At 68.9% G+C, this 14,419-nt stretch carries 8 protein-coding genes and 1 pseudogene; 6 read left to right on the forward strand and 3 right to left on the reverse strand.

Translation table 11 applies throughout. The features are described from left to right. Nucleotides 1–40: 40 nt before the first annotated feature. Nucleotides 41–3,592 (reverse strand): ThuA domain-containing protein, encoded by a 3,552-nt coding sequence (locus OG811_RS19850; protein WP_406067803.1) that lies wholly within the window; start codon nt 3,590–3,592, stop codon nt 41–43. A gap of 522 nt (nt 3,593–4,114) precedes the next feature. Here OG811_RS19850 and OG811_RS19855 point away from each other — a divergent pair. From OG811_RS19855 to OG811_RS19880, 6 genes are all read left to right on the forward strand, one after another. Then, nucleotides 4,115–5,626, forward strand: coding sequence for a sugar ABC transporter ATP-binding protein (locus OG811_RS19855; RefSeq protein ID WP_406067805.1), 1,512 nt, complete (start codon nt 4,115–4,117; stop codon nt 5,624–5,626). Further along, nucleotides 5,623–6,597, forward strand: coding sequence for an ABC transporter permease (locus OG811_RS19860; protein ID WP_406067806.1), 975 nt, complete (start codon nt 5,623–5,625; stop codon nt 6,595–6,597). Before OG811_RS19855 ends, OG811_RS19860 begins: the two co-directional genes overlap by 4 nt. A gap of 2 nt (nt 6,598–6,599) precedes the next feature. Further along, on the forward strand, nt 6,600–7,583 hold the full coding sequence (locus tag OG811_RS19865) for an ABC transporter permease (RefSeq protein ID WP_406067807.1): 984 nt from the start codon (nt 6,600–6,602) through the stop codon (nt 7,581–7,583). Between the two features lie 12 nt (nt 7,584–7,595). Further along, nucleotides 7,596–8,777, forward strand: coding sequence for a substrate-binding domain-containing protein (locus OG811_RS19870; protein WP_406067809.1), 1,182 nt, complete (start codon nt 7,596–7,598; stop codon nt 8,775–8,777). A gap of 6 nt (nt 8,778–8,783) precedes the next feature. Then, nucleotides 8,784–9,635, forward strand: coding sequence for a sugar phosphate isomerase/epimerase family protein (locus OG811_RS19875; protein WP_406067810.1), 852 nt, complete (start codon nt 8,784–8,786; stop codon nt 9,633–9,635). A 78-nt stretch (nt 9,636–9,713) separates the two neighbouring features. Further along, the gene (locus OG811_RS19880; RefSeq protein ID WP_406067811.1) at nt 9,714–12,107 is read left to right on the forward strand and encodes an RICIN domain-containing protein; all 2,394 of its coding nucleotides are present in this window, start codon (nt 9,714–9,716) and stop codon (nt 12,105–12,107) included. A gap of 63 nt (nt 12,108–12,170) precedes the next feature. On the opposite strand, the pseudogene OG811_RS19885 reads toward OG811_RS19880, so the two are convergent. Next, nucleotides 12,171–13,139: pseudogene (locus OG811_RS19885) on the reverse strand (family 43 glycosylhydrolase); the annotation flags it as partial. Nucleotides 13,140–13,198: 59 nt separating this feature from the next. Beyond that, nucleotides 13,199–14,224: a LacI family DNA-binding transcriptional regulator gene (locus OG811_RS19890; protein ID WP_406067813.1), complete on the reverse strand. Its 1,026-nt coding sequence runs from the start codon at nt 14,222–14,224 to the stop codon at nt 13,199–13,201. Between the last annotated feature and the right edge of the window lie 195 nt (nt 14,225–14,419).

Genomic DNA, 14,419 nt, shown 5'->3' on the forward strand with positions numbered 1-14,419 from the left:
CCCGACCGGGACGTCAGGTGTTACCGCGACAGCCCGCGGATCACACCGCGGTGAACCGCCACTGCTGGTTGGTCGCGCTGTGGCAGGTCCACTGCAACAGCCGGGCGCCGTCGGCGGTGGACGCGCCGTTGACGTCCACGCAGAGCCCGCTCAGCACGCTGCGCACCGTGTACACGCCGGAGGTTCCGGTCGCGGTCGCGGTGAACTTCTGCTGGTTGCCGTTGTTGCAGGTGGCCTGCTGGAGGAAGGCCCCCGCCGCGGTGGAGCTGCCCACCACCTCGACGCACTTGCCGCTGTGCAGCGCCTTGAGGTAAACCGCACCGCTGCCCGCGTCGACCGCCTGCCACTTCTGGTTGTTGCCGCCGGTGGCCGCCCACTGGGTGATCTGGGCACCGTCGGCGGTGGAGACCCCGCTGACGTCCATCAGCTTGCCGCTGTGCTGCGCGGTGACCGTGTAGGTCTTACCCGCCAGACCGCCACCGCCGGTGGAGGGCGTCCCGATGCCGTTGCCGCCGAAGGTGTGCGAGTCCAGATCGAACCAGTTGTTGCTGCTGCCCTTGAACACCATGTAGAGCGTGTGCGTGCCGCTGAGGGCGGCGACGCTGACCGGTGTCGTGGACTGGTAGTTGTCCCAGCCACCGGTGCTGGGCACCGTCGTGGTGGCCAGTAGCGTGCCGGTCGGCGAGTCGGCGCGCAGCTCGATCGAGCCGCCACCCGAGGGCGACGACAGCCGGTAACTGACTGTCGAGATGCCCGACAGGCTCATCGGGTTGAACGCGATCCAGTCGTTGTTGGAGATGTCACCGACGCGCTTGGTGCTCTCCGCCGCCGCCTGGTCGACGACCCGGATCCCGGACTGGCTGCTGAAGTACTCGGACTGCTTGTGCTTCGGTTGCAGGATCGCCTGCGCGGTGCCGGTGAGCGGGGACGCGCCGCCCGCACCCCCGCTGTCGGTGTACCGGGCGTTCAGCACGTAGAACAGGTTGGCGCCGTCGGGGTGCCCACCGAGCAGGTCGGTGGAGATGGTCCCCGAGCAGCCCGGGTACTCGGTGGTCTCGTGCGCGTGGTCGTCGTGACCCAGCGCCGGGTTGAGGAACACCTTCGAGCAGTCGACGGTTCCGCCGTCCGGGTCGGTCACCGTGATCTGGTACGGGACCCGGTCGCCGAAGGTGAGCATGCCTCCGTTGGGTGGGGTGGTGATGGTGAGCACCGGCGCGCTGTTGCCGACGGTGATCTGGACGTTGGCGAAGCCTGTCTTGCCGGTGTTGTCGGTGACCTTCAACTGCGCGGTGTAGTTGCCGTTGGCGGTGTACACCTTCGACGGGTTGGCCGCGGTGGAGGTGGTGCCGTCACCGAACGTCCACTGGTAGCTGAGCGTGTTGCCCGGGTCCGGGTCGACCGTGCCGGCGCTGCTGAACTGCACGTTGAGCGGTGCGCTACCACTGGTGGGCGTGCCGGTGGCCTTGGCGATCGGCGACCGACCGCCCTGGATGTAGTCGATCCGGTAGAGCCCGGAGTCGCTGTTGCCGCCACCGAAGTTGGTGCCCCACTCCAGCAGGTAGAGCGAGCCGTCCTTGCCGAACTCCATGTCCATCGGCTTGTTGAACCGGGTGTTGGGCAGGAACGGGTTGGTGCGGGTCACCGCCGAGGAGGAGTCGAAGTGCACCTCCTTGACGTAGTTACGCGCCCACTCGTAGAAGAAGTGCACGCCGTCGTAGTAGGGCGGGAACTTCGTCGCGGACGGATTCGCCGGGTCGTAGCGGTAGATCGGCCCACCCATCGGCGCGGAGCCGCCGGAGCCCAGCTCCGGGAAGGTCGGCGAGGTGCCGTAGCCGTACCACATGTTGGGCGCGACGACCGGCTTCAGGCTGGTCAGGCCGGTGTTGTTGGGCGAGTTGTTGACCGGTGCGTTGCAGTTGAACTTCGCGCCGACGACACCGGTGTCCGGGTTGTACGGCGCGTACGGCTGGTTGTCACCGTGGCAGAACGGCCAGCCGTAGTTGCCGGGCGTCTTGATCACGTTGAGCTCGACCAGGCCCTCGGGGCCCCGGTTTGTGGTGGGCGGGTTCCGGTCCGGCCCGTAGTCGGCCAGGTAGACCCAACCGTTGGCCGGGTCGATGGAGAAGCGGAACGGGTTGCGGAAGCCCATCGCGTAGATTTCCGGCTTGGTCTGCGCCGTGCCCTGCGGGTAGAGGTTGCCGCTCGGGATGGTGTAGCCGCCGCTGGCCGAGGGGCGAATGCGCAGCAGCTTGCCGCGCAGGTCGTTGGTGTTACCGGCGCTGCGGGCCGCGTCCAGGTTGGACTTGCCCGAGCGCCAGTCCAGCGGGGCGTAGCCCTGCCAGTTCGGGTCGAGGTTCGGCGGCGTGTCGTCGCCGGTGCCGATGAAGAGGTTGCCGTCCGGGCCGAACTCGATGTACCCGCCGGTGTGGCCGGGCTCCGGGAACGTGCGGTCCCGGTACGCCGGGATGTCGATGATCGTCACACCGCTGGACGTGTTCAGCGTGTCACCGCTGACCGTGTAGCGGGAGACCCGGTTGACGTCGGTGCTGCTGCTGGCCGGCGAGTGGTACAGGTAGATGTACCCGTTGCTGGCGAAGTTGGGGTCCAGCGCCATGCCGGTGAGGCCGTCCTCACCGCCGGTGTAGACACTGAGCGTGCCGGCGGTCACGGTGCTGTTGGTGGAGGGCTTGAAGATCTTCACCTGGCCGCCGCGCTGGACGTAGAAGACGCGGCCGTCCGGCGCCACCCCCATCGCCATCGGGTCGACGGTGTTGCTGTCGAGGGTGCGCTTCTCGAAGTTGCCCCAGACGGTGCCGCCACAGTCGCCGGCCACGTTGCCGGCCGCCCACCGCACGCCGCCGAGCACGTGGTTACGGAAGTTCGTCTCGCTGTAGGAGCCGATCGCGTGGCCCATCGCGGTGGCCCACACCCGCCCGCCGCCGGCGTTGCGGCACCAGGAGATCGGGTGGTCCGGGCCCATCGCCCGGGACCCCGGGTTGTAGGTGCGCTCGTCGGCGGTCACCAGCACGTGCACGTTGCCGCGCGGGTTGGCGTCGAAGTTGTACCACTCCTCGCTACGGTTCCACCGGTCCGGCAGGCCCGCCGTCGACGGGTGCTGCTTGTCGGCGACGATGGCGGTGCCGGGCAGCACACCGGGGGAGTGCTCGGGCATGTGCGCGCCGCCGTTGATGGTCTGGTCCCACCACGGGTACTCGCTCTCGATACCCATGTCGGTGGCGTTGTGGATGCCGACGATGCCCTTGCCGCTGGCGAGGTAGCCCTCCACGGCCTGGCGCTGGGCGGCCGAGGTCCAGACCATGCCGGAGGTCTGGAACATGATGATGACGTCGAAGGTCGCCAGGTTGCTGGCGGTGAAGACGCTGGAGTCCTCGGTCTGCACCAGTTCGAAGTTGTTGGCCGCCGCCTGTTGCTGGAACATCGCGATCCCGGCGGGGATCGAGTCGTGCCGGTAGCCGGCGGTTTTGGTGAACAACAGGGCCCGGAAGGCCGGGGCCGCTGACGCTGGTGGTGCGAGTCCGAGCGCCAGTAACAGGCCGGCGATCACCGCGATGATCAATGTGTTGCGACGCATGCCGTCTCCTAGGTTGGGCGGGCAGGGGGATTGCGACCACGGGCCCCACGGTGCGTCAGGTTGTGCCTGGACGCGTGCGTGGGCACGAGTGCGTTGGTCGGTCCTCGTGCCGTTCGCCGAAACGGCAGTCAACACCGCAAATCGTCACGCAGCGTGACGATGACCGTGGTTCTCGTCCCATGGTCCACGGGGTCAGGATGAGCTAGAGATCGATGACTGTCAATGAATGAAGGGTGCCGGGCGTTCGGCCAGGCTGGGGGTGGCCATGCCTGACTCCCTCGCTGCGGCGTCGCTGCCGATCGAGTGGCGAGCCTGGCAGTCGCCTCAGGTCGAGGATTGCGGACCCGCATCCAAACATCTATCTTCATACGTGTGATGTTTCGTCGATGTCAAGGGAATGTTCGCAACATAAAAACGTAAGCCTCCGCAGCCAGCTGCGAAAGTTCGTTGTCAGCACTCCGGACGGGCCGGGCTTCGATGGATGGATCTTGTCGGTGACTACTATCTGTGAGGGCACTCGGGATGTCAGACCCACGGCCGGCGCCGTTACTCACCCTTCGGGGCATCGGCAAGTCCTTCCTTGGCGTACGTGTTCTCGACGGTGTCGACCTCGATGTCGCGCCGGGCGAGGTGCATGCCGTCGTCGGTGAGAACGGCGCCGGAAAATCCACCCTCATGAAAATCGTCTCGGGCGCGTACGCCCCGGACGAGGGCACCGTCGAGTTCGCCGGTGAACCACGCGCGTTCCGTGGTCCGCGCGACGCGCAGCGGGCCGGCATCGGCATCATCCACCAGGAGTTCAACCTGCTCCCGGAGCGCACCGTCGCGGAAAACGTCTACCTGGGGCACGAGCCGGTCCGCCGTGGACTTGTCGACCGTCGGGGCATGCTCGACCGCACCGGGCGGCTGCTCGCCTCGATCGGGGAGACCACGTTGCCGGCCGATGCCCGGGTGGGGCAGCTCGGCGTCGCACAGCAGCAGGTCGTCGAGATCGCCAAGGCGCTCGCCCTGGACGCGCGGCTGCTCATCATGGACGAGCCGACCGCCGCGCTGGCCGACCATGAGGTCGAGCTGCTCTACGGGTTGGTGCGCCGACTTCAGGATCGCGGCATCGGCCTGCTGTACGTCTCACACCGGCTCGCGGAGGTCTTCGACCTGTCCGGCCGGATCACGGTCCTCAAGGACGGCCGTCGGGTCACCACCGTCGACACCGTGGACACGACCGCTGACGAGTTGGTGCGGCACATGGTCGGCCGGGAACTGTCCAGCTACTACCCGGACCGGGCCGCCCCCGAGGACCGCGGTCCGGTGCGACTCACCCTCCGCGACGCGGGAAACCGAAAGCTGCGGGACGTGAGCCTTCAGTTGCGTGCCGGCGAGGTGCTCGGCGTCGGCGGCCTACAGGGCTCCGGGCGCTCGGCGCTGGCCCGTGCGCTCTTCGGAGTGTCCCCGTTCACGACCGGCGACGTCACGCTCGACGACCGGCCGGTCCGGCTACGCTCGCCACGTACCGCGATGCGAGCCGGCATCGCGTACGTCACCGAGGACCGCAAGGGCGAGGGGATCGTTCCCCGACAGTCGGTGCTCGACAACGCGCTGCTTGCCAGCCGGGCCGTCTTCGCTGCTCGGTCCGGCCGCGCCGCCCGGACCGTTCGGGTGCGCGAGTTGCTCGCCGCTGTGGAGGTCCGCGGCGCAGGCGACGACCAGGAGATCCGCTTCCTGTCCGGCGGCAACCAGCAGAAGGTCGTGCTGGCCCGATGGCTCGCGCTCAACCCACGGATCCTGCTCTTCGACGAACCGACCCGGGGCATCGACGTGGGCGCGAAGTCAGCCATCCACGACCTCGTCCGCCGGCTCGCCCGCGACGGCGCGGCCGTGCTGATGATCTCGTCCGATCTGCCCGAGCTGTTGGGGATGAGCGACCGGATCGTCGTCCTGCGCGACGGCCGCATCGCGGGAGAGTTGCCCGCCGGCGCGACCGAGGAGGACGTCGTCGCCCTGGCGGTCGGGACCGTGCGGGAGGCCGCCCAGTGAGCGCCCTGTCGCTGCTGCCGGCCCGCCGACCCGTACCGGGCGTGTTCGTGGCCCTGGCCCTCACCCTGGCGATCGGCTGGCTGGTCGTCCTGGTCGACGGCGGTCAGCTCTTCAACCAGTCCACGACGGTGAGTCTGCTGCACGTCGCCGCCGGCCTCGGGCTCGTCGCCGTCGGCCAGACCCTGGTCATCCTGGGTGGCTCGCTCGACCTCTCCGTGGCGTACGTGATCAGCCTCAGCACTCTCGTCGCGGCCGAGACGATGAACGGCAGCGACGGCGCGCTGCTGCCGGCGATCGGCCTGGCGCTCGCCGTCAGCGCCGGCGTCGGTCTTCTCAACGGGCTCCTTGTCACCAAGCTCCGGGTCAACGCGTTCATCGCGACTCTCGGCGTCGGGCTGCTGCTCAAGGGATACCTCGACAACGGCTACGACGGCCCGGCCGGCACCACCGCACCCACGCTCGTGCAGTCTCTCGGCTACCAGCGCGTCGGCCCGGTGCCGCTGTCGTTCCTGCTGCTGGTCGCCGTGACCGCGGCGGCCTGGTTCGCGCTCACGCGAACCCGCTTCGGTCACCATCTTGTCGCCGTCGGCGGTGACCCGGAGGTGGCTCGGCTCTCCGGCGTCCGCAACGACCGGATCCTCGTCACCGCCCACGTGCTGTGCTCGATGTGCGCCGGGCTCGCCGGCATCTACCTCGCCAGCCGGCTCGGCTCGGGCGCACCCCGGGTGGGCACCGAGGGTCTCTACGACCTGGAGTCGATCGCTGCCGTGGTGATCGGGGGGACCGCCCTCGCCGGTGGGCGCGGCGGCGTCATCGGCACGGTCGGCGGGGTGCTGTTGCTCGCCAGCATCGACGCCATCTTCAACCAGCTCGAGGTCGACGCCTTCTTCAAGCAGGTGATCCGGGGCGTCATCATCATCGCCGCGGTCGCCGTGTACGCCCGCCGGGCCATGCGAAAGGCGGCTGCCTAGCCATGCAGACCGTTCAGCGCCGTACGCTGCCGCTGCGTCTCCCGCGGGTCCGTCCCGGTGGCGTCCTGCCGATTTTCGTGATTCTCGCGGTGCTGGTGGTGCTCGTCGGCGTTCGGCAGCCCGACTTCCTCGCCCCGCCGTCGCTGATGTCCTTCCTCGGCCGTTCGGCGCCGATCATCCTGCTCGCCGCCGGCCAGTACTTCGTGATCGTCTCCGGCGAGTTCGATCTCTCCGTCGGTTCTCTGGTCACCGCGCAGGTGGTCGTCGCCGCCCGGCTGATCGACGGCGACCCGACGCGCACCTGGCCGGTGGTGGTGCTCCTGCTCGCCTTCGGAGCGCTCGTCGGGCTGGTCAACGGGCTGATCACGACCCGCCTACGGGTGCCGTCGTTCATCACCACCCTCGGCATGTTCCTGATCCTCGTCGGCGCGGTCTACCTGTGGTCCGACGGCGCCCCGAAGGGTGGGCTCTCCGAGGAGTTCCGGCGGTTCGGCCGGCGGGCTTTCGAGGACGTGCCGCTGCTCGACCGCGTGCCGTACGCGCTGGTGGTCCTGGTGGTTCTGGCGGCGGTGGCCGTGCTGCTGATGCGGTCCGACTTCGGTCGGACGCTGGTCGCCGTCGGCGACAATCCGCGCACCGCCGAGATGAGCGGGGTGCGCGTGTGGCGTACCCGGACGGCCGCCTTCATCCTCAGCGGCCTCGCGGCGGCGGTGGCGGCGATCCTCCTGGGCGGCTACAGCGGCGTCTCGTTCCAGGCCGGCGCGGGCCTGGAGTTCGGTGCGATCACCGCGGTCGTCCTGGGTGGCGTCGCGCTGGGCGGGGGTCGCGGCTCGGTCGTCGGCGCGATGCTCGGTGCGCTGACCCTCGAACTGCTGTTCGCCCTCATGAATTTCTACGGCGTCTCCGGCGCCCTCAGGTCGGCCGTCCAGGGCGGGATCATCCTGCTCGCCGTGGCGGTCTCAGCAACGCGTTCTTCATCGAGATAAAGGGGAATCATAGTGCGACGTTTCATGGCGGCACTGGCCGCTGTCACCCTGCTGTCCCTCGCCGCCTGTGCCACCGATGATCCCGCAGCGAGCCCCTCGGGCAGTGCCCCCGCCGCTGGATCGGGCACCGGGGACCAGTCGAAGTTCTTTGTGCAGGCCGACTACGACGCCGAGCTCGCGCTGCTCGACGCCGCCCCGACGGGCCCGGCCGACAAGCCGTGGGAGCAGGTGCTCAACCCGACGATGGTGGACACCGCCACGTTCAAGAAGAGCGGTCCGCACAAGATCTGCTTCTCCAACGCGGCGCTGAACAACCCCTGGCGACAGGTCGGTTTCAAGACCATGCAGGCCGAGGTCGAGGCGCAGCGGAGTCGCATCAAGGAGTTCGTGCACGTCGACGCCGAAGGCAAGGACCAGAAGCAGATCGCGGACATCAACGACCTGCTCGGCAAGGGCTGTGACGCGCTCATCGTCTCGCCGAACACCACCGCCACGCTCACCCCGGCCGTCGAAGCGGCCTGTAAGGCGGGGCTGCCGGTCGTCGTCTTCGACCGTGGTGTCAACACGAAGTGCCCGGTGACGTTCATCAACCCCATCGGCGGTTACGGGTTCGGTCACGTCGGAGCCGAGTTCGTCAGCCAGAAGATGAAGCCCGGCGGTAAGGTCCTCGCCCTGCGGATCCTGCCCGGTGTCGACGTGCTGGAGACCCGCTGGTCGGCGGCGAAGGTGGCGTTCGACAAGGCGAAGGTCGACGTCGTGGGGGTCGAGTTCACCGACGGCGATCCGGCCAAGACCAAGAAGATCGTCGACGACTACATCCAGCGGTACGGCACGATCGACGGTGTCTGGATGGACGCCGGAGCGGTGGCCGTCGCGGCGGTGGAGGCGTTCCAGGACGCGGGCAAGCCCGTTCCGCCGATGAACGGCGAGGACCAGCTCGACTTCCTGAAGATCTGGAAGGACAAGAACCTCACCGCGATCGCGCCGACCTACCCGACCTACCAGTGGCGTACGCCGATCATCGCGGCGCTGCGGATCCTCGACGGCCAGCAGGTGTCCAACCCGTGGAAGCTGCCGCAGCCGACCGTCACCCAGGACAACCTGGACCGGTACCTCGATCCGGGCATGCCGCCGCTGCACTATGCGATGTGCGGCTGCACCGACCTGCCCGGTTATCCGCAGCGCTGGAAGTAGGCTCCGGTGTACGCCATCGGCGTGAACCCCTGGGTGTGGACCTCGCCAGTCGACGACGAGGCCCTGACCGAGCTGATCCCGCGGATCGCCTCGTTCGGCTTCGACGCGGTCGAACTGCCGATCGAGCAGCCCGGTGACTGGGACCCGGTCCGCACCCGGGACCTGCTGGCGGCACACGGCCTCGTCGCCGCCGGCGTCTGCGCGGTCACCCCGCCCGGACGGGACCTGGTGAACGCCGCACCGGCCGTCGTGGAGTCGACCGTCGCGTACCTCATGGGGTGTGTGGCGAGCGCGGCGGCCGTGGGCGCGCCGTGCGTCGGCGGTCCGGTGTACGCCTCGGTCGGCCGCACCTGGCGGATGTCACCGGCGGCTCGCGCGGCCTGCTACGCGGACTTCCGGCGGGCCTTGACGCCCGTGGCCGAGCAGGCGGGCGAGTGGGGCGTGAGCATCGGTGTCGAGGCGTTGAACCGCTATGAGACGAGTGTCGTCAACACGATCGAGCAGACGGTCGAGCTGATCGACGGTCTGCCTCCGAGCGTCGGCATCATGATCGACACATATCACATGAACATCGAGGAGGCCGACCCCTACGCGGCCCTCTCCGTCGCTGGCCGGCACATCAAGCACGTCCAGGTCAGCGGCACCAACCGGGGCGCTCCCGGTGCCGACCACTTCGACTGGCCCCGCTTCTTCACCTTCCTGCGGGACACCGGCTACCAGGGCGCGATCTGCATCGAGTCGTTTACCGCGGAGAACGAGACCATCGCCACCGCCGCGGCGATCTGGCGTCCGTTGGCCGCCTCGCAGGACCGTCTCGCCACGGACGGCCTGCGCTATCTCCGGGAGATCCTCGGGTGACAGCCGCGGGCAGCACCTCCGCCTCGTCGAGGCGTTCCGCTCACCCCCACCCCTCTCTCATGTGAGGAGCACCGTCCCGTGTCCGTCTCGTCCATTCCGCCGCTGCGGCGAATGCTGGCCGGCGCCGCCGCGACAGCGTTGACCGCTCTGGTCGCGGTGACCGCCTCGGCGTCCCCGGCCCTCGCGGCCACCACCACCCTCTACGCGTCGCCCTCCGGCACCGGCACCAGTTGCTCCGCCAGCCAACCGTGCTCCCTGACCGCCGCCCAGGCCGCGGTGCGGGCGAGCAACAGCGCGATGTCCGGTGACATCGTCGTGGAGCTGGCCGACGGCGTGTACCGCCTCTCGTCGCCGCTGCGACTGACTGCCGCCGACTCGGGAAACAACGGCTACCAGGTGATCTGGCGGGCGGCCGCCTCCGCCCGTCCGACGATCACCGGCGCCCGGACGGTCACCGGGTGGTCACTCGCCGACTCCGGGAAGAACATCTGGCGTGCCAACGTCGGAGCCGGGCTCGACAGTCGTCAGCTCTACGTCAACGGGGCCATCGCCACGCGGGCGCGCACCGCCGTGAACCGGGCCGACTTCACCTTCTCCACGACCGGCATGCGGTTCAGCAACAGCGCTCTGAACTACCTCAACAACCTCGGTAACCAGAATCGGGTCGAGGTGGAAAGCGTCGGCTCGTTCACCGACCGGTACTCCCCGGTGCAGAGCATCAGTGGGAACCTCCTCACGATGCAGCAGCCCGCGTGGAACAACAACACCTTCGGGTTCGACACGCTCTCCAGCCCCCACCGCGCGGGTCCCTTCTACCTGACCAACGCGTACGAGTTCCTGGACTCACCGGGGGAGTGGTACATCAACCCCGGCAACGGCCAGCTCAACTACATCCCGCTCGCGGGGCAGAACATGAGCACCGTCAGCGTGGAGTTGCCGCAGCTGCAGTCCCTGGTCAACGTCGGCGGCACCTACGACGCGCCCGCGCACCACATCTCGTTCAGCGGGATCACCTTCACGGGCACCAGTTGGCTCGGCCCCAGCAGCAGCAACGGCTTCGCCGACCAGCAGACCGGTGCCCACATCACCGGGACGTGGGCCCGTCCGGCTGACGCGCTGACCTCCTGCCAGGAGGGCTGCCCGCAGTTCGAGGCCACCCGGCCGAACTGGAACCAGATGCCCGCCGCCGTGCAGGTCTCCGCCGCCAACACCATCACCTTCAGCGACTCCCAGTTCGTCAACCTCGGACAGACGGCCATCGGCATCGGCAACGACGCCAACGCCCACGCCAGCGGCGTCGGCCTGGGCGCCAGCAACATCACCGTCACCCGCTCCGAGATCGCCCGCAACTCCGCCGGTGGCATCGTGGTCGGCGGCGTACGCGCCGACGCCCACCACCCCAGCGACCAGCGGATGGTCAACCGGAACATCACCGTGAGCAACAACCGGGTGCACGATCTCGGCCTGGAGTACCGGGGCGTCGTCTCGATCCTGGCCACCTACGTGAACACCGCACTGATCTCGCACAACGAGGTCTACAACATGCCGTACACCGGCCTGTCGGTCGGCTATGGCTGGGGCGCCAACGACGCCGGCGGCAGCACCCACTACGCGAACCGTGGCCTGTACAACTACCAGCCGCGGTACACGACGGCGACCACCGCGGCCAACAACCAGGTCATCGGCAACTACGTGCACGACGTCATGCAGCAGATGACCGACGGTGGGTGCATCTACACGCTGTCGGCGAACCCGGGCGGGACCATCAACGAGAACTACTGCCTGCGGACCAACGGCTGGTTCGGGCTCTACTTCGACGAGGGCTCCCGCTACTACACCGCCCGCAACAACGTGTTCTCCTCCACCGGCACCTGGGCCACCGCCAACTACTGGTTCGCGGAGAACATGGGCAACTTCACCGTCACCAACAACTGGTCGACCAACGGCAGCACGAACGTGACCAACGGCGATCGCGGCAACGTGGTCTCCGGCAATGTGACGGTCGCCGGTGGCAACTGGCCGTCGGGCGCGCAGACGATCATCAACGCCGCCGGCGTCCAGAGCGGCGGCAGCACCAACCCGCAGAACGTGCAGATCGTGGGTGTCCAGTCGGGTCGTTGTGCCGAGATCGGCGGTTCCAGCACGACCAACGGCACGCAGGCCCAGATCTGGGACTGCCTCGGTGCCACCAACCAGCGGTGGACCTCCACCTCCAGCCGGCAGCTCATGGTCTACGGCACCAAGTGCCTGGACGCCTCCGGCCAGGGCACCAGCAACGGCACCACGGTGGTGATCTGGGACTGCAACGGCCAGGCCAACCAGCAGTGGAACATCAACGCCAACGGCACCATCACGGGCGCGCAGTCGGGCCTCTGCCTCGACGCGTTCGGCGCCGGGACGGCGAACGGTACGAAGCTGATCCTCTGGTCCTGCAACGGCGGCACGAACCAGCAGTGGCAGCTGCGCAGCTGACCTGGGAGCTGGACACCGACAGGTCCGGGCCGGGGCGACACGCCTCAGCCCGGACCTGCGCGGTCACTGCTCCTCGGCCGTCCTCGCCGTGTCCACGATCAACCCGGTCGAGGCCTCGTAGCGGACGGGTATGGGATCGGTGAGTTCGCCGACGAACGTCTCGTCGACGTGGTCGAGGAAGCCGATGAGCGACCAGCCGTCAGCGGGTCCGGGGACCAGCCGGGGCGCGTACAGGTGTGGGTGCGTGAACGGCCGGGCGGACGCGATGTCCCAGGGGCCGAGGACGGTCTCGCCGGGCGCCACCCAGATCCGGTGGTCGTCGCGCCGGGCGCTGCCGGTGGCGTCGGTGGAGAACAGCAGCAGGGGCTGCCCGTCGATGACCGCGACCTGGGGCACCTCGAGGTGGCCGAACCCGACCGGTGTCGACAGCGGTGGCTGAACGGTCCAGGTGACGAGATCTGTGGACGTGGCGTGGCCGACGACGCCACGGGTGTTCGCCGGTCCCGTGTTGGCGCGCGCGGTGATGAGCATGTGCCAGCCCTCGCCGTCGGGATCGGGGAACACCCACGGATCACGCCAGGCCTGTTCGTACCACTGGTCCTTGTCGAGCAGTTCGTACCAGGTCGGATCGGCCTGGACGATCGGCTCGGTGCCGTGCCGATGCCAGGTGGTCAGGTCGTCGGAGACGGCGAGGCCGATGCGTTGGACGAGCCCGTCCTCGGCGCGGCCGACCCCGGTGTAGAACAGATACCACCGTCCGTCCGGCCCGCGGACGGTGCAGCCGGTCCAGGTCGCCAGGTCGTCCCAGCTGGGAGCGTCGGCGGGGACCACGGCGTCGGCGACCAGGCGCCACGAGTGCAGGTCCGTCGAGACGGCGTGGCCGATCGTGGCCCGGCGGTGGCGGCGGTGCGGGTCGTGCAGGGCGCGGGACGCGCGCAGGAAGAACACGTGCCAGAGGCCGTTTTCGTCCCGGGCGTACCAGCTGTCCCACACCCAGTGGTCGGGTAGGCGAAGCATGGCCGGAAACCTAGCACTAAACCGTTTTAGCGGTGGACAAGGCCGGCTCCCCGGGACGGCTCCTCAGCCCGTGGTCACCCGGCCGGAGGTGCCAGGGACCTGCGTCGGCGCAGGGGCATCGGCACGAGCGACGGCTCGGTGGCGCCGCCGTCCAGGAGCAGTTCGACGGCACGTCGTCCCATCTGCTCATGCGGCAGTGCCGTGGTGGCCAGACTGGGACGCAGCCAGGCGGCGATCGGGTCGTCGTCGAACGAGATCACCGAGATGTCCTCCGGGACGGTCAGCCCCGCCTCGCCGAGCGCCTGGTAGGCGCCGAACGCCAGCCGGTCGTTCATGCAGATGATCGCGCTGGGTCGCGTCGGCCGGTTCAGCAGACTGCGCATGGCGGCGTAGCCGTGCTCGGGCAACCACTCGGTGCAGAAGCACTCGGCCAGGAGGGTGACGTCAGCCTCGACCAGCGCCCGCTGGATGCCGTGCAGACGTGCCCGGGCGGCGAGGGAGACCTCCGGGTCGTCTTCCTTGAGCCGGTTACGGCCGATGAGCGCGATCGCGTCGCGGTGGCCAAGTTCGAGCAGGGCGCTGGCAACGGCGCTGCCGGCCCGGTCGTCGTCGGGCAGCACGCTGGGCAGGCCGTCGTCACTCGTGGCGTTGAGCAGCACCACCGGGCCGCCGAGGATGGCCGGGGGCACCATCAGCCGTCGGGTGGCCATCGCCGCGTAGATCACCCCGTCGACCTGCCGGTCGAGCACGGCCTCGATGGCGTACTGCTCGAAGGTGGCGTCGCCCTGCGTCTCGGTGATGAGGAGCACGTGGTCCCGTTCGCGGGCCGCGTCGAGGGCGCCACGAATGAGGTCGCCGGCGAACCGGGTGGTGGCGACGATGTCGGAGACGAACGCGATGGTGGCCGTCTTGCGGGTACGTAGGCTGCGCGCGGCGAGGTTGGGCCGGTAGCCGAGCTCTTCGGCGGCGGCGAACACGCGCTGGTGCGCCTCGGCCGAGAGCCGGGTGCCCTCCCTGCCGTTGAGCACCATCGAGGCGGCGGTCTTGGACAGCCCGGCTCTCAGCGCGACATCGGCCAGGGTTGCTCTGTTGCGGCCCATCAGTCCTCCGAATCAGGCGCGGTGCCACAGGCGCCGCTCCCGCCCATCATGATGCGTCGCCACCCGGAGTCCAGCGCCGGTCCGGCCGGGCGTGGTGTGAACCCGACGTTGCCGCACCGTTGCCAAGTTGTCCTTGACAGCTTCCCGCGCCACGCGCATGCTCTGCTAAATCAGTTTAGCGACCACTTCCGGTGC

Source organism: Micromonospora sp. NBC_01638 (assembly GCF_045209745.1).
Classification (GTDB): domain Bacteria; phylum Actinomycetota; class Actinomycetes; order Mycobacteriales; family Micromonosporaceae; genus Micromonospora.